We start from the raw sequence: 17,002 nt of genomic DNA on the forward strand, positions 1-17,002 counted from the left end.
GTTATTCCCAGTTGCCCAGATCGGCACTGTAGCCCTCACCGCCGGGTTGGCCGTCCTGGCCGTAGAAGATCAGGTCGAAGGCGCCGTGCTCACCGGGGAAGCGATAGCCGAACCCGTGGCCGAACGGGTCTTTCAGCTCCGAAGGCTTGGCGTAGGGGCCGGCCCAGTTGGAAGCACTGGCCGGCTTGTCGAGCAGTTGTTGCAGGTTGTTGGGCGGCGCCCCCACGTCCAAGGCGTAGCTGTCGATCTTCATGCTCAAACTGGCCAATTGCGCCTTGCCCGCGCCGTACTTGCCCTTGTCCACATTGCCACCGACCTGGCGCACCACAATGGTCGCGACAATACCCAGCAGCACGATCACCGCCAGCATTTCCAAAAGGGTGAAGCCGCCTTGGCGGTGTCGGGTTTTCATCGGTTCTGCTCCTTGAAAGTTCATATATGGCTGGTGAGGCTCATCAGCGGCAGCATGATCGCGAGCATGATCACCGCCACCAGCACCGCCATGACCACGGTCAGGGTCGGCACCAGTGCCGCGAGCAAGCGTTCGATGGCGCGCTTGGCCTCGACGTCGAAAATGTCGGCGACCTTGAGCAGCATGCTGTCCAGTTCGCCGGCCTGTTCACCGACTTCAATCATGTGCAGCGCCAGCTCCGGTAGCAGCGGCTGGCGACCGAACGCATCGGCCAGGGTGCCGCCACCCTTGACCCGTTGCGCTGCCAGCGCCACTTGCGCCTGGAGCGCACGGTTGCTGCAGACTTGCCGGGCGATCACCAGCGCGGGCAGCAGCGCCACGCCGTTGCTGAGCAACGTGCCCAGGGTGCGGGTCAGGCGGGCGGCTTGCACCCGTTGCAATAGCGGGCCGATCACGCGGATGCTCAGCAGGTGACGGTCGTAACGCTCACGGCGAAGGGGGTCGCGCAGGCGCGCCGCCAGGATCCACCCACTGATCGACAACCCGGCCAGCACCACCAGGCCATAGGCGCCGAGGAACTCGCCGAGCGCCAGGATCACCTGGGTGATCAGAGGAATCGGTACGCCAAGGTCCTGAAAAATCGGCACGAATTGCGGCACCACATAGGCCAGCAACAGCGCCAGGGAACCCAGTACACCCACCACCAGGAACGCCGGGTAGATCAGCGCATTGATCACCTCGCCGCGTAGCAACTGGCTACGCTCCAGGTAGTCGCTGAGCTGGCGCAGGGTACCTTCCAACGCCCCGCCGGCTTCACCGGCGCGCACCATGCTCAGGTACAGCGGGGAAAACGTGCCGCCCTCCTCCTCCAGCGCAGCCGACAGCGGTTTGCCGGCCTTGACCTGGTCGCGGATACGCTCGATCAAGGCCCGCACCGCAGGATGGCGGGCTTGCTTGAGCAACAGGTTTAAAGCGCGTTCGAGGGGCTGGCCGGCGCCCAATAACGTGGCCAACTGCTGGGTGAAACTCACCAGCGCGGCGCCCTTCAACTGCCCGCGTGCCTGGCGCAACAAGGGGCTGCTGGCCGTTTCGATGTGCAGCAGCAACCACCCGCGCTGATGCAAGACGGCGACAGCAGCCGCCTGGTCAATGGCCTGCAACGTGCCGTTCTGGGCCACGCCCTGGCTGTCCAGAGCGCGGAACTTGAACAGGCTCACGCGTCATCTCCACGGGTGACACGCAACACTTCTTCCAGGGAGGTGACACCGGCCAGGGCCTGGCGCAATCCGTCTTCATACAAGGTGCGCAAACCGGCGCGGCGGGCGGCGTGCTCGAGGCTGGCGGCGTCGGCGTGGCCCATCAGCAGGCCACGCAACTCGTCGTTCATTACCAACAACTCAGTGAGGGCACTGCGGCCGTGATAGTCACCGCGGTAAAGCAGGATGGGACGCTGCTCGGTCAGGCGATCCAGGCCGTGCTCCTTGATCAATTCCGCTGGGGCCTGGAAGGCAACCCGCGTGGCAGGGTCCAGGCGCCGCACCAGGCGCTGCGCGAGAATACCGCTGACCGTGGAGGCAATCAGGTAGCTCTCCACGCCCATGTCCAGCAAGCGCGTGATGCTCGCAGCGGCGCTGTTGGTGTGCAGGGTTGAGAGCACCAAGTGACCCGTGAGGGAGGACTGTACGGCAATGCGGCAAGTTTCAAGGTCGCGGATTTCGCCGATCATGATCACGTCCGGGTCCTGGCGCACGATGGCGCGCAGCGCTCCGGCAAAGTCCAGGCCGATGGCCGGCTTGACCTGGATCTGGTTAATCCCTTCAAGCTGGTATTCCACCGGGTCTTCCACGGTAATGATCTTGCGTTCAGCCGTGTTGAGCTGCGACAACGCGGTATAAAGCGTGGTGGTTTTGCCCGAGCCCGTAGGCCCGGTGACCAACAGGATGCCGTGAGGCCGCGCCAATAGATCCTGGAAGGCCGCCAGGCGCGGGCCATCAAAGCCCAGGCTGGGGAAATCGAATTGCACGGTTTGCCGGTCCAACAGGCGCATCACCACCGACTCGCCAAAGCTGGTGGGCACCGTGGACACCCGCAGGTCCAACGCTTTGCCCTGGATGCGCAGCATGATGCGCCCGTCCTGGGGCAGGCGCCGTTCGGCAATGTCCAGGCGCGCCATGATCTTCACCCGCGAGATCACCGCCGCCGACGAACTGGCAGGCGGTGCTTCGGCGTCGTGCAGCACGCCGTCGATGCGGTAGCGCACCTTGAGTTGGTTTTCGAAGGGTTCGATATGGATATCCGAAGCGCGCTGTTCCACCGCGCGCTGCAGGATCAGATTGACCAGGCGAATCACTGGCGCTTCGGAGGCCATGTCCTTGAGGTGTTCGATGTCCTCCAGCACGCCGCCCTGCTCATCGAGGTTTTCGATCAGGCTGCCCATGGCGGAACGGCCCTGGCCGTAATAGCGCTCGATCAGCGTCTCGACTTCATTACGCGAACCGACGGCCAGCCAGACCGACACCTCACAGGCATACGCCAGGGCCTGGAACGGATACCACTGCGCCGGGTTGGAGGCCATTACGCGCAACCCGCCCTGATGCCAACCCATCGGCACGACCTGGTAATGACGCATAAAGCGCTCGGTGAGCACGGGAAGCGGATCGAGCAACGGCGGCGCCGCGTCAGCCAGCAGCAGTGGCGCATCCAGCAAATCGGCCCAGGCGCGAGCCAGTTCGACTTCGGACACCAGGCCCAGGCGCGTGAGTAAACCGAGCAGGTCGCCAGGCTCAGTGGATAAACGCTGGGCGCGTTCCAGATCAGCGATTTTGAGCCCGGCGTGCTGCATCAGCCACGCGCACACTTGGTCGGTATGCGGGATCTGCATCTTGCAAGCATCGATGGGCACTGACGACATCATTGAGGAATATCTAACGTTGCGAAAAGTATGGCTATTTAGAACTACCGAACAATGCCATTAGTTCGCCATAGCCCAGGCAGGCGTTAGCCGGGTGTATCGACTGGAAGTTATAGCCCTAGTTCCGGATAAGGGGGTAATTAAATACAAAACATTGCCAAATGCACTGATTTAGAGCGTTAGCAGCCAATAGCCACTAGTTGCAATTAGCCATAACGGCGGGTCATCAGGTGCTCTCTCTTTCAATTAACTGACAGTGCAAAAGATTCAAGCGCTTAACTTCATCGGTGGCTAATAACCGTGCCCGCCGATGCAACAGTCGCGCTCGATCGGCCTCGACCTGCGCACGTCGCTCTTGCAGGTTGACGCTGGAACCCACCACTTGCTCGCGCTGCCACAACGTCGTCAAAGCCGCATTGACCTGCGCGACCTTGCCCCGCAACAGTGACTGCTCCTGCGCCAGCCGCTCGCTCTCGGCCCGCAGCGCGACCAGTTCCCGTGCCCGCGCCTGTATACGGCGCATCCGCGCTTGCCACTGCTGCAGCGCCCATTCGGCCAACGGCAATCGGCGCTGCGCCCATGCCCGTCATCCCCGCCTTCCAGCGGCCTGCGCCAGCTCGGTTTCGATCTTGTCGACGTCCCCCTCCGGGTCTTGGCGGTAACGTTCCAATTCATCCCAGGCCCGCCGTCGCCCTTGGCGGTTGAGCTTCCACCCCGTGCCCCAGCGGCGGTCGGTATACGCGGTGTAACGCTCCAAGTCCAAACCGAAGGTTTCCACCAACGCCAACACCTGCGCGTGACTCGGCGACTCATCCCCGTTCACCACTGGGGTCACTGCTGCCGCGACAGGGACCGTTACCTCCACCGGCGCCTCCTGCGTCGGCTCATCAGGCCGCACCTGCGCGGCGAGCACTGCCGGCATCAGGCAGGTGTCCGGGTCATCGCGCTCGCGCAACAACGGGCTCACGTCCACCGGCGCCTCCAGCTGGATGATCCACTGGGGTACCCGCACGGGCTGCCCCTCGTCATCGATGTACGCCACTTCCCGCAACTGCTTGCTGAGGAAAAACGGCGTGTGATCCCGATCCAGGAACCCAGAGATGCGCCCGCCGCGCATAAAGCTGATGGTTTCAAACGTCTGGATCGCCGCGTTCAACGCATAGAAGCTACGGGTGTGCAGCTCGAACACGCTGACCGAGGGAATGCCGGGAATGAAGAACAAGAAGCGGCCATCCAGGTTGCACTCGCGGTTCTGGTATTGCGGACAGGTTTCAGGGTTGCAAATCCCGCCGTTGTCGGCCCGCAGCATCGCCTGTCGCCCGCCAAAAGGCCGTATGGGACGGGCCTCTTGGCCGCTCGGTAGCGGCGCCGGACACCAGCATTGGCGCGTGCGGCCATCAGCCGAATACTGCGACCAGAAACGCTTCTCCCGCGCGCCCCACACCGCCAACTGATGGGGCATCACCGTCGGCCAATGATCGGACGGAAACACCACCGGAAACCGGTACAGTCGACGCTCGCCATCGGCACGTGTTTCGCCATAAGCATCGAGGATCTGCTGGGCCAGCACCGGGTTGGCGTAGTCCTGCGCGCGCACCGTGAACCAAGACACATTGCGCGGCACCAAGGGGTGCTTGAGCGTGGGCAGCGCGTCGAGGATGGCAGCTTCAATTTCGTCGAACGATTGGCCGGCGGCTACGCCCTGGTCGTACAGCGTCTGCGCTTGGGGTTGTTGTGCTGCGTGCTTGGTGAGCACCTTGATGCCCGCGCGGATCTTGCCGCAGATGGGTAAGCGCGAGCCCGACCGGCCCAGCAATGCGGAGCTTGAAACGGAGGGGATGGTATTCATAAGGGGTGTCCTGCAATCGGTGAGCGAGCTGTTACCGTCATGCTCGCACCCGTTTGCAGGGACTCAACCCTTTACGCTTGCGCCGCTAGAAACTGCCTGCGCTGATTCCGCCTTGCTTAGCATCAAACGATGTGTTGTCCCCGCTCTGCCAGCGAACCACCGTTGCATCCTGCTCGCTACGCACGATGCACTTCCATTCATAGTGGCTGCCCTCCGGCAACTCGATTTGGCCTTGCCAACGAGGATACTCACTCACATCCGTCAAACGTACAGCGCGAGCCGGTGACCAATCCCCCAGTTCAAGGCCTGATCCGACGGCATAGACGCTTTCTCCTTTTTCAGTTTTACCTTGATCACACCTCATCTGGACACTGACGCTTTTGGCTTGCGGGAGAGAACGCCAAATACGGATGTCTCCGCTGTTGCGGTCCAGCACTTGCGTGAACCTCGACGAAACCTTTGTACCGTCAAGATCTGACGCAAGCGCCACCAGCAATGTTTGCTTATCGCCCGTGGTCTTTGCGACCAAGCCCGAATAGTTACTCAGAAACACGATAGACGAGTCAGCCCGTACGCCAGCACCCCGACGTACCGCGATGAGTTCTCGGATCAAGGCGCCCCGCGGCCAGTCGTACATATCCGGCCAATAGACCATCGGGGTACCCGGACTGCTGAGGATGTAGGCGTAGGCCTTGTCTCGCAGGTGTTCAGGCAAGGACCAGTGATGCTGACCCCCCCCCCGTGCCTGGGGAATAGCCGGTGTCATGGTTGTCGACAAAGGTCACGGCGATGGATCGCCAGGCAGGATCCGGGTTGCCATTGAGACCATTACGCCATTCAGAAAGGGCTCCGTTCTGCATGCGCTCCTTGAGCGCGAAATCAAACACGGTGCAGTGGGCGCGATCAGACCAATCCTTGAGTGCGTCCTGCCAACCGGCCATATGGCGCCAATCATCGACAGGATATTCGCTGGGGCCTTTCCAGAGCTCCCCGACACAGAAACGGGTATTACCAAAGCTACTCATCCAGTCATTGACCGAGTCAGCACCATAGCCTTTGACGAAATCAAAGCGCAGCCCATCGGCACCGTAGTTATCGCGCAGGTTTTCAAACTCGCCCTTGAACAAAGCAGCGACCTTGCCATTACCGATATTCAGGTCGGAATCGCCCGCCATAAAGGGCTCGCCAGTGTCACATTGCGCACAGCCATCGCGCCATGCCGTGCTGTCACTGAGTACCGCTCGCAACACAGATCCTGTATCGGCGCGATTCATGTGGTTGGGCACCACATCAAAAATCACTTTGACGTGAGCGGTCTTTAACGCCGCAACAGCAGCCTTCAATTGACTCTCGCTACCGTAGGCACCGTTTTTGTCAAAATCACTCCAGTAGTAGCCTTCCCCTCCTCCGCTGGTTCCGGCCTTCGGATCCGACCATTTGGACACATCGCGCCACGGGGGTGGTAGCCAGACGCCGGTGAAGCCGTCTTTACCCACCAGTGCGGCCTGGTTCAGAAGCGTCGTATACCAATCGCCAGCGGGCAGACGAATGGAGTTCCAATGAAACCCTTGAAGCAGGATTTCATCCCCGCCGCCATAGCGAATGCCTTGAGGACTGTTGCCTTGTAGATCCTCGCCCTCGGCCATCGCCCGAGGGCCAAGAAGGATCAGCGAAGCAATCAAGAGTGCAGACACGCCGACCGCGCACGCATTCCGGTTCATTGCACAACTCCCATCTCGGATAGAAGGAAGTGTCAGGGGCCACCAGGTGGCCCAACGCGTAACCTGTCAAAAATACCGGTTCCGACGGTCGGTACGTTTGGGCAGTCTTCAATGATTGTGGCAGCCAGCGAAATATCAGTTCTCGCACAGGACACCTATACGCCCAGCCATGCTGACGCTCGCCCGCGAACGCCTACGACAAAGATGCCCCGCCCACTGAATGCAAAAGCTGTAACACAGTTAACCGATGCCTCCCCGGCTTTGCTGTTACAACAACGCTAAAACCTCTTCGCCAGTGACGCTCACCATGAATCAAAAGCCCCCCTCCCATTCATCAAACGCAGGGTACTGGATGGGCAAGCTGACGCCGCCGCAGGTATTGCCGACGTCTGTTACGCGAGAAGCGCTGTTGGCTTCTCTAAAGGAGAACGCGCTTGTCCCACTGACACTGTTGACGGCTCCAGCCGGCTACGGCAAAACCACCTTGCTGATGCAATGGCATGCAGCTCTGCGGCAACAAGCGCCCGATACGGTATCGGCTTGGCTGTCGCTGGATGAGGCTGATGTCGAACACAACCGCTTTCTGGCCTACCTGATCCTGGCCTTGGACCAGGCGGGTGTTGAGCTGGAGCACTTACCCCATCTTGCGGCCTCACAGGCGATGGACGTGCAGCCACGACGCACGCTCAACGCTTTGTTGCAGGCACTGGCCCGGGAAAACCGTGTAGTCACCCTGTTTCTGGATGACTACCATCTCGCTGCCAGTCCCGAGGTGAGCGCCCTCTTGAGCCATTTGCTGGAGCATGCGGCGCCTTGGCTGCACTGGGTAGTGGCCAGCCGCACACAGCCAGACTGGCCATTGTCACGTTGGAAAGCCAAGGGCTGGGTACACGAAGTCTGTGCGCAAGCGTTGACCCTATCCCTTGAAGAAGCCGGCGACATACTCGGCGCTGATCTGGAGGCCAGCGCCTTGTGTCAGATACACAAGGCCACCGAAGGGTGGGCCGTGGCGGTGCAACTGGCCCGCTTATGGCGCACGAGTAACGATGGTTCGATGTACGGTTTGACCGCCTTCTCCGGTGGTGTGGCGGATGTCGCCCACTACCTCACCACGCACATCTTCACCCGCCTGCCCGAAGCAGGCCAATCACTGCTGCTGCAGACGTGCCTGCTGCAGCGTTTCAATGCCGACCTGGCAGACGCGGTGTGTGGTCGTCATGACAGTGCCGAGCAGCTGCGCCAACTTGCGCACCTGGACACCTTGTTGATACCGCTGGACCCGGAGCGCCAATGGTTCCGCTACCACACGCTTCTGCGTGATTTTCTGCGACTGCGCGTCAACAGCCGGCAGCGCCAGTCTATTCATCGTGCGGCGGCACACTGGCTTGCGGGCCAGAAGGATTGGAGCCAGGCCGTTCACCATGCGCTCAAGGCTGACGACATCCCATTGGCGGTGAGCCTGGTGGTCAGCGCAGGTGGGTGGGAGCTGGTGCTGCACCATGGCATCCGCTACGCCCAAAGTTTGCTGCAACAGTTCGATGCCGCCACGTGCAGCGACCACCCCGATCTCCTGCTGCTCCAGGCCTATCTGCACGCCAAGCTAGGCGATCACGCACTGTCGACGCAGTTGTTGCAACGCACCAGCGGCAAGGTCGCAGGCGACGCACGACTGGCCCGCGACTTTCACGTCATCCAGACCCTTGCCGCGGCCTATCAGGACCATCTGGACACTCTTGATGCCAAAACCCTGACCGTGCACGCCAATGCATCCCCACTCGACCCGACACTTGCGCAAGCAACCCTGGCGTGCGTGCTTGCCCTGGCCGCCCTGACGCGCGGCGAACTGGAAGCGAGCCTGCGCACCATCAGAGACGCGCACGTCAAAATGCGCGTCATTGCCAGCCCACGCGGCGAAAACTATTGCCGTATTCACGAGGCCCAAGCCCTGGCACTCGCTGGACGCATCGACGACGCCGGCGTGTTGCTGGAGCAGGCCCTGACCTTTGCCACCCAGCAATTCGGCCAGGAAAGTTCGTTACGGGCACTGGTGGGCTGTTTCAAGGCCAGGCATCTGTATTGGCAAGGTGAATGGGCGCAGACCCCGCCTTGGCTCGAGGACGGCTGGGCCGCGCTGGAGCATGCCGACGGGTGGCTGGATATTGTCGCCGCCACGGCTGAAGTCACCTGGCGCACACGGTTGCGTAGCCATGGCCTGCACGCGGCGCTACTGGAGCTGAACCATGTGGAACAATTGGCCGATGCCCGCCAATGGCCACGTTTATCGGGGCTGGTGCAGGCCTGGCGTATTGATGCGTGGGTGCAAGGCGGACAATTGCCGACAGCGCGCCAAGCGCTTTTAGAGATGGACCTGGAGCACACCGCCAACTGCACCCAAGACTGGCGTAGCCAAGAAGCCGCCACGCTGGCGTTGGCCCGTATGCAGTTGCAGAGCGGCTTCTCGGCTGCGGCGCTGACGCGTTTGCGACGTGCCGCGGCGGATATAGAAACAAAAGGGTTGCTGCTGCCGACCTGGCGCCTGAGGTTGATGGCCTTGGCTGCCAGCAGCAAGGTGCGAACGCTTCACGCCGAGGACACCGAACAGGCCCTGGCCCCGATCTTCCAATATGGTCTGCCAGGGCTGCTTCTGGAAGTGGGGCCTTGCCTGCTGCCGGCGTTGTTGGATTATCCGGCGCCGCCGCCCATGCTCACCTCGGTGATCAAGCGATTGCGCGGCTGGCGGGCGCATCCCATGCCCGCACACAGCGTGTTGAGTACAAAAGAACATCAGGTGCTGAGCCTGCTCTCCCACGGCCAATCCAACAAAGCCATCGCGCTCGCATTGGAGATCTCCGAAAACACCGTGAAATTTCACCTCAAGCACCTGTTCGCCAAACTGGGGGTGGACAACCGCACCGCCGCAATCAGTGCGGCACTGCACCAAGGACATCTCGACGCCTCGCTCTGAGCCGCCAGCCTACCCAATTGGGTAGGGGCAATGCGCGATTGCCCGCCCCCTACCCGCCCCACCCGTGGTAACCCGACCCATGCACTGCCTAGCATCGTGACCATCCGCAGAGGATGGTCGCGATGGCAGTCATCTCCTGTGCCTTAGAAGAACAAGAAATTCAGGAGATACACTGTGCAATCAAACCGCAAGACTGTGCGCGTCGCGACCGATGTGGGGGGTACCTTCACCGATCTGGTGTATTTCGAGAACGACCCCGTCACCGGGCAGCAGACGATCCGTACCGCCAAGGTCGACACCACCCCACCGAACTTTGCCCAGGGCATTCTCAATGTGATCCGCAAGGCTCGGGTCACCCTGTCGGAGGTGGATTTTCTCGCCCATGGCACCACGGTGGTCATCAACGCCTTGACCGAGCGCCGTGGGGTCAAAACCGCCCTGATTACCACACGGGGTTTTCGCGACATCCTGGAAATCGCACGCGCCAACCGGCCTGACTATTTCAATTTGAAGTGGGTCAAGCCCGTACCGTTTGTTCCGCGCTACCTGCGCCTGGAAATTGCCGGACGCCTGTGCACCGATGGGCGCGAACGCGAGCCGTTGGCGCTGGATGAACTGCCGGCCATGATTGAGGGCTTGCGTGCCAATGGCGTTCAAGCCATCGCCATCTGCCTGCTGCATGCCTATGCCAACCCCAGCCACGAACAGGCAGTGTTGAACGAGGTAAAACGCTTGTGGCCCGAGGTCTCGGTGGTTGCCTCGCACCAGATCACCCGCGAGTGGCGTGAGTACGAGCGTTCCAGTACGACGGCCCTCTCGGCCTATGTGCAACCGATCGCCGCCCGCTACCTGGATGAGCTGGAAGCCGGACTGCGCAGCGAGGGCTATCAGGCACCGCTGTACATCATGCAGTCCAATTGCGGCGTCGACAGCGTGGCCCATGCCCGCGATATCCCCATCACCATGGTCGAGTCCGGGCCAGCCAGTGGCTTCTGGGCAGCGGCCGAACTGGGCCGATTGATCGACGAGCCCAACCTGCTGGGGCTGGACATCGGCGGCACCACGGCCAAATGCGCGCTGATCCGCAACGGCCAGGTCGCGATCAAGACGGACTATTGGATCGAGCGCGACCGAATCAATGCCGGCTACCCGATCATGGTCCCGGTGGTGGACCTCGTGGAAATCGGCAATGGCGGCGGTTCCATCGCCTGGGTCGATGCCTTCGACAAACTGCACGTAGGCCCCCAGTCCGCCGGTGCAGTGCCCGGCCCGGCGGCCTACGGCCATGGAGGTACCGAGATTACGACCACCGACGCCAATCTGGCGCTGGGCCGCATCAACCCTCAGTACTTCTGCGGCGGCGAAGTGAGCGCCGACCTCAAGGCTGTCGCCCAGGGTTTCAACGCGCTGAGTGACCGCCTGCAACTGCCTGCCGATGAGATCGCACGCGGCGTGATACGCCTGGCCAACAACAATATGGTCAACGCTTTGAAGCTGGTGTCATTGAGCCGTGGCCACGACCCGCGTGAACTGACCCTGATGGCCTTTGGCGGCGGCGGCGCGCTGCATGCGGTGGCCCTGGCCCAGGAACTGGGCGTTAAAAAGGTCATCGTTCCCCGTGGAGCCTCGGTGTTCTCGGCCTGGGGCATGACGCTGTCGGATCTGCGTCGTGATTTGTTCATCAATCGCTTTGTTGACGCCACGCAGTCACAGGCCCTCGTACACACCCAAGGGTTTCTGGACGAGCTGATGACCAGCGCCCGTGAGCAGTTCACGGCCGAGGCGGTGCCCCCGGAGCGGGTCGAAACTCAGGTGCATTGCAAGCTGCGTTACCAGAACCAGGAGCATTCGGTGGAAGTACCGCTGGGCCTTGATGAACGCCTGGACACTGACTGGGAGCACATCGCAACGCGCTTCCACACGCTCTATGAGCAGCACTACACCTACCGCCTTGAGGCGCCGCTGGAGATTGTCGGTTTCCATCTGGTCGCTGTCGCCCAAATCGACAAGTTAATCCCCCAGGCCCTGCCCATCACCGGACGCACGATTGACGCCGCCCGCAAAGGCCAACGCCTCGTCGATTACGCCACGGAGGGCATCCACGAAGCGGCCATTTATGACTACGCCCTGCTGGAACCCCAGATGTGCTTTGACGGCCCCGCCGTGATTGAAGACGCCGGCACCACCGTCGTGGTTCACCCGCACAACCACGTGCTCGTGGACCGCCTCGGCAACCTGCACATCACGCTCAACGGCTGACGGGATTATCACCATGCATACACTCGACATCTTCACCCGCGACATTATCCAGAACTCGCTGCAAGCCATTGCCGACGAGATGTTCGCCGCCATGCGCAAAGCGGCGATGAGCCCGGTGATCTATGAGGTGCTGGACATGGGCACCGGCATCACCGACGCCAACGGTGACATCGCCAGTTCCGGAGCCGGCATCCCGGCCTTTGTCGGCGTGTTGGACAAGGCGGTCAAACAGATCCTGCTTCAACATGCCGGCCCAGACGATATCCAGGACGGTGATATCTTCATTTGTAACGACCCTCACAGCGGCGCTGTGACCCACCTCAATGATGTGGTGCTGGCCATGCCAGTGTTCGCCGAAGGGCGCCGGGTGGCCTGGACCGCCAACATTGCGCACTGGAACGATGTCGGCGGCATGGTGCCTGGGTCACTGTCGACACAGGCCACCGATATCTTCCAGGAAGGTCTGCGCCTGTGCTCGGTCAAGCTGATCAGCCGCGGCCAACCGATCCGCTCCGTGTTGCAGATCCTGCGCGCCAACACGCGCATGCCGGACTTCATGGAGGGCGACCTGTGGGCGGGCGTGGCCGCGGTGCGGGGCGGCGCCCTGCGCCTGCGCGAGCTGACCGCCAAGTACGGCACGGACCTGTTCCTGCTGGCCATGCAGGACTTTATGGACTTGGGAGAAAAGGTCTCGCGCAAGGCCCTGATGGAGCTGCCCAATGCCTGCCTGTTTCTGGAGGAACCGCAGGACGATGGTAGCCTCTTCAAGGTTACCGTACAGATCCATGACCACACGCTGACCATTGACCTGCGCGACAACCCCGACCAGTGCGCAGGGCCGACCAACCTGAGCCGGGACGGCGCCGTGGTGGCGGCGCAGATGGCCTTCAAGGCGCTGACGGCACCGCAGGGCATCACCAACGGCGGCACCTTCCGTCCGCTTACTGTGCTGACGCGTCAGGGTTCGCTGTTCGATGCCCAGTCGCCAGCGGCTGAAGGCTTTTATTTCGAGAACCTGATCCGCGTGCATGACCTGATCCTGCGCTGCCTGGCCCAGCAGTTCCCCGACCGCCTGCCCGCCGGCAACTTCGCCTCAGTCTGCGCCACCATTATCGGCGGTCGGCATCCGGACACCGGCCGCGTCTTTACCCTGGTGGAACCAGAGATTGGTGGTTGGGGCGCTGAGCCTGGGCGCGACGGCAACAACGCCGTTTATTCCGGGCTGCATGGCGAAACCTACAACTGCCCGGTTGAGGTGTGCGAGGCCCGCTATGGCCTGTACGTGGAGCGCATGGCGCTGAACGACGAACCGGGCGGGCATGGGCAGTTCCGGGGCGGTCGCGGTATTTGCATCGACTACCGCGTGCGGGCCGACGGCAGCTTCCTGACCTGCGGCTACACCCGCTCGGTTGTGCCGCCGTGGGGCCTGCAAGGAGGGATGGACGGCACGCCCAACTACGTTGAAGTCCTGCGTGGTGACCAGCCGCCGGAACGCTACGCCATGGCCAGCGGTGTCCCTCTGAACGAGGGCGACCTGGTGCGCGTGCGTACCGGAGCCGGCGGGGGCTACGGACCGCCGGCGGCACGCGACCCCGCCGCCGTGCGCGACGACCTGAAAAACGGCTACCTCGACGAGCCAACCGCCTACGCCGTGTACGGCGTCATGCCCTGATCCAACCGGCCGCCATGCGGCGGCTTTCCCAGGCGTTCACCTACAACAATAAGAGGGAACCGTCATGTTGCAACATCCGCTATCGCGCTGCGGCGCTGTGGTTTCGCTGGCCCTGGCGTTGGGCAACAGCCCTTCGGCCCACGCCGAACAGTTCATTGGCTTTGGACAGCCAGGATTACCCGGGCGCTGGGCCTTGGAAACCTTTCCCGTGTTCAACCGCAACGTCGACGGCACTGTACGTGCCGGGGGCAATACGGTGCTGGCGTACTTTTCCGAAACCGGCTTTACCGACACCACCCGCGATCAATTGCAGTTCTGGGTCGGCGCCGTGCCCGGTTATGCCAGCACCCAAGGGGCGAAGAACACCCGCCCGTGGGGCGTTGCCTCCCCCAACCTCGGCTTCGCCTACTACTACAACGTGCTTGAACCCACCAGTGCCTACGGCGCTGCGGACTACACCACGTTCTGGACCAACCCGACACTGATGGTCGAGTTCCCCAACGGCAACGACAATGTCGCCGGCCACGGTGCCTTTGCCAACCGTTACGCGGTCAGTTTCAGCGTGGCCAACTATTGGCGCCAGGGCAAATTCGCCGCCACCTTCACCCCCGTCGGCGTGCATTACGCCGCGCGTAATCGCAACGCCACCGACCTGGGTGACGGCGACCCGAGACAATTGCGTGGCGGCGTCAGCTACTGGTTCGCCGACATCGCCGCAGGCTACCTAGTGCGCGACGACCTGTGGCTGGGCCTGCACCACGTCTACCACGTCAACAACCGTGCGGCCTCCAGCTTTGCATCATCGCGAGTGGGAAAGATCGGTCCGTCCATGACCTACACCGGGTTTGCCCAACAAGAACTCTACCTGTCCGCCAATATCAATGTCGATTACTACCACAGCGCCAACCTGCCGCGCTCCACTGAACTAACCATGGCGCTGGTGAAGTTCTTCTAGCCCTGGCAACCCATTTCAATTGAGGACATCACGCATGGATACGGCAACAACACCGTCCCCCCAACCCCACGATGCACCGGTTTCGGTACGCTGGCTCAATCCGATTGGCTGCCCCACCTTTGATGCGCCGATCGCCGACTTACTGCACGGCATCAAACAACCGTCGACCCACGTTGAAGTGGTGTCCTTTGACATGACGCCCAGTCCGACACACCTGGAATACCGGACCTATGAGGCACTGACCTATGAGCGTACCGTCCGCATCGCCCGCGATTGCGACCAGCAAAACATTGACGCTTTGGTGATTGGCTGCTTCTACGACCCGGCCCTGGAGGACGCGCGGGAAATTTCCGGCAACTGCCTGGTCGTCGCCCCCTGCCAGGCGAGCCTGCAGGTGGCCGCACAACTGGCCAATCGCTACTCGATTATTGTCGGGCGTGACAAATGGATGGAGCAGATGCGCGAGCGCGTACGTGGCTACGGCGCGGGGGATCGGCTCGCGTCAATGCGCGCCCTGGGAATGGGGGTCGATGAATTCCAGAAAGACCCCGCCCTGACCCGGCGGCGCATCATTGAACAAGCCTTCCAGGCCGTCGAAGAAGACGGCGCCGAAGCCATTATTCTGGGCTGCACCATTGAGTTCGGCTTCTTTGAGCAAGTGCAGCGTGAGGTGGGCGTGCCGGTCATCGACCCCGTCGTGGCCGCGTTCAAGATGGCCGAAGCGCTGGCCGGCATGAAGCAACGCTTTGGCTGGTCGCCCAGTCGCGTTGGCAGCTGCGAGCCACCGCCTGAAAGCGAAATCACAACCTTTGGCCTGTTCCAGGGCCCCGTGCCCATCGGCAATCGCGTGGACGCCTAGCCCCTCAACCTTGAGGTGGCCGAGTGGCCACCTCTCCTCACTGGGACCTCACCCTCATGAGCGAAGCCATTGCAATGCCCAAGCATGAAGCACATTACACCCGACAAGTGGGCGATGTTTTCCACGATGTACCCTTGACCCGCGAGCACCTCAAGTGTTGTCTCGCGCTGTTCTTCGTCTTCGCCATCGAGGCGTGGGAGATGATGATTATTGTCTACACCGCGCCGCTGATCGCCCAGGACTTTGCGTTGGATGCTTTAGCCGTGGGCCACCTGATTGGTGCCATGTTCATTGGCATGCTGCTGGGCTCGTTGATCTGGGGCAAGCTGGCCGAACGCATCGGGCGCAAAGGGGCGGTGATCTGGAGCCTGGCCAGTTACGGCGTGATATCCCTGGTCAGCGCCTTCGCGCCAGACTACACCACCCTGTACGTGCTGCGACTGCTGTCCGGCGTCGCTGCCGTGGGCATGATGGTGGTCACCTTCGCCCACTACCAGGAGTTGTTGCCTGTGCGCCAGCGCGGTGCCCTGACGGTGTACCTGGCGTCGGGCTGGCCCATCGGCATGCTCCTGGCGCTGGGGGCTACGGTGTGGCTGATGCCCTATGGCTGGCGCACGGTCATTGCGGTGAGCTCGCTCGGTGGCCTGTGGGCACTAGTGGTAGCACGCTGGGTGCCGGAGTCGCCGTACTGGCTGGCCAGTGTCGGGCGCCAGCCCCAGGCCCGCGCCGTGCTCGCCCGACTGAGCCGCGGTGCCGTGCAGGTGCCGCAGGACTGCCAACTGCAGGTAGACCCCGTCAGCCGTGGCCGACAACGCGAGCTGTTCGCCCCGGCGCTGTTGAAAATCAGCGCCTTGCAGATCCTGGTCAACTTCACGTTTTCCTGGGGCTATTGGGGCCTGCAAACCTGGCTGCCGACGTTGCTGCAACAACGCGGCCTGACCCTGCCGCAGAGCTATGGCTTCATTGCGCTGTCAGCGCTGTGCATGATCCCCGGATACATGGCCGCGTCGTGGTTGACCCACCGCTATGGCCGCAAGAAGATCATCGTCGGTTTTATCAGTGCCTCGGTGATCGCCGGCTATGGTTTTGCCAACTCACAAACGCTGGAGATGCTGTACCTGAGCAACTTTGCGCTGGCGTTCTTCAGCCTGGGCGCCTGGGGCGTCTGGGGCACCTGGATCGCCGAGCTGTACCCGACTCAGCTACGCACCATCGGTTACGCATGGGCGATTCTGGCCCAACGCATCGCCAACATTCTCGCGCCCTCCTTGATCGGTGCGCTGGTGGCCTATGGCGCATCGTTCAACATCACCACCACCTTCATCAACGCCTTCATGCTGGCCACCGTGGTGCTGACGCTGTTCATTCCCGAAACCGAAGGCAAGACGCTGGACTGACG

General features: G+C 62.1%; 13 protein-coding genes. 6 read left to right on the forward strand and 7 right to left on the reverse strand.

The features are described from left to right. Position 1: 1 nt before the first annotated feature. The 7 genes from gspG to CLM72_RS29330 form a co-directional block, all read right to left on the reverse strand. The gene (gspG, locus tag CLM72_RS17660; RefSeq protein ID WP_019821138.1) at positions 2–412 is read right to left on the reverse strand and encodes a type II secretion system major pseudopilin GspG; all 411 of its coding nucleotides are present in this window, start codon (positions 410–412) and stop codon (positions 2–4) included. A 20-nt stretch (positions 413–432) separates the two neighbouring features. Further along, on the reverse strand, positions 433–1,629 hold the full coding sequence (gene gspF / locus CLM72_RS17665) for a type II secretion system inner membrane protein GspF (RefSeq protein ID WP_105227305.1): 1,197 nt from the start codon (positions 1,627–1,629) through the stop codon (positions 433–435). Beyond that, positions 1,626–3,323, reverse strand: coding sequence for a type II secretion system ATPase GspE (gene gspE, locus CLM72_RS17670; protein WP_168220195.1), 1,698 nt, complete (start codon positions 3,321–3,323; stop codon positions 1,626–1,628). The genes gspF and gspE overlap by 4 nt, the downstream gene beginning before the upstream one ends. Before the next feature lie 226 nt (positions 3,324–3,549). Next, complete coding sequence (locus CLM72_RS17675) at positions 3,550–3,888, reverse strand: hypothetical protein (RefSeq protein ID WP_105227307.1); 339 nt, start codon at positions 3,886–3,888, stop codon at positions 3,550–3,552. A 21-nt stretch (positions 3,889–3,909) separates the two neighbouring features. After that, complete coding sequence (locus tag CLM72_RS17680) at positions 3,910–5,172, reverse strand: hypothetical protein (protein ID WP_105227308.1); 1,263 nt, start codon at positions 5,170–5,172, stop codon at positions 3,910–3,912. 85 nt (positions 5,173–5,257) lie between these two features. Further along, a complete protein-coding gene (locus tag CLM72_RS29325) occupies positions 5,258–5,887 on the reverse strand; it encodes a glucan 1,4-alpha-maltotetraohydrolase domain-containing protein (protein ID WP_256595204.1) in 630 nt (209 codons plus the stop codon). Then, on the reverse strand, positions 5,880–6,893 hold the full coding sequence (locus CLM72_RS29330) for an alpha-amylase family glycosyl hydrolase (protein ID WP_256595205.1): 1,014 nt from the start codon (positions 6,891–6,893) through the stop codon (positions 5,880–5,882). The genes CLM72_RS29325 and CLM72_RS29330 overlap by 8 nt, the downstream gene beginning before the upstream one ends. Positions 6,894–7,245: 352 nt before the next feature. Between CLM72_RS29330 and CLM72_RS17690 the strand changes: the two genes are divergently transcribed. The 6 genes from CLM72_RS17690 to CLM72_RS17715 all read left to right on the forward strand — a co-directional run bounded on the left by CLM72_RS17690 (position 7,246) and on the right by CLM72_RS17715 (position 17,000). After that, positions 7,246–9,858 carry a LuxR C-terminal-related transcriptional regulator gene (locus CLM72_RS17690; RefSeq protein ID WP_256595206.1) on the forward strand — a complete coding sequence of 871 codons (2,613 nt, stop codon included), beginning with the start codon at positions 7,246–7,248 and terminating at the stop codon, positions 9,856–9,858. 174 nt (positions 9,859–10,032) lie between these two features. Continuing rightward, complete coding sequence (locus CLM72_RS17695; RefSeq protein WP_105227309.1) at positions 10,033–12,117, forward strand: hydantoinase/oxoprolinase family protein; 2,085 nt, start codon at positions 10,033–10,035, stop codon at positions 12,115–12,117. Positions 12,118–12,130: 13 nt separating this feature from the next. Then, entirely contained in the window at positions 12,131–13,789 is a 1,659-nt protein-coding gene (locus CLM72_RS17700) for a hydantoinase B/oxoprolinase family protein (RefSeq protein WP_105227310.1), read from the forward strand. A 64-nt stretch (positions 13,790–13,853) separates the two neighbouring features. Then, positions 13,854–14,744, forward strand: coding sequence for a hypothetical protein (locus CLM72_RS17705; RefSeq protein WP_105227311.1), 891 nt, complete (start codon positions 13,854–13,856; stop codon positions 14,742–14,744). A gap of 34 nt (positions 14,745–14,778) precedes the next feature. After that, positions 14,779–15,603, forward strand: a complete 825-nt coding sequence (locus CLM72_RS17710) for an aspartate/glutamate racemase family protein (RefSeq protein ID WP_105227312.1) — start codon at positions 14,779–14,781, stop codon at positions 15,601–15,603. Between the two features lie 56 nt (positions 15,604–15,659). After that, the gene (locus tag CLM72_RS17715; protein WP_256595207.1) at positions 15,660–17,000 is read left to right on the forward strand and encodes an MFS transporter; all 1,341 of its coding nucleotides are present in this window, start codon (positions 15,660–15,662) and stop codon (positions 16,998–17,000) included. The last annotated feature ends 2 nt before the right edge of the window (positions 17,001–17,002 follow it).

The organism is Pseudomonas sp. MYb193 (genome assembly GCF_002966775.1).
Classification (GTDB): Bacteria; Pseudomonadota; Gammaproteobacteria; order Pseudomonadales; family Pseudomonadaceae; genus Aquipseudomonas; species Aquipseudomonas paracarnis.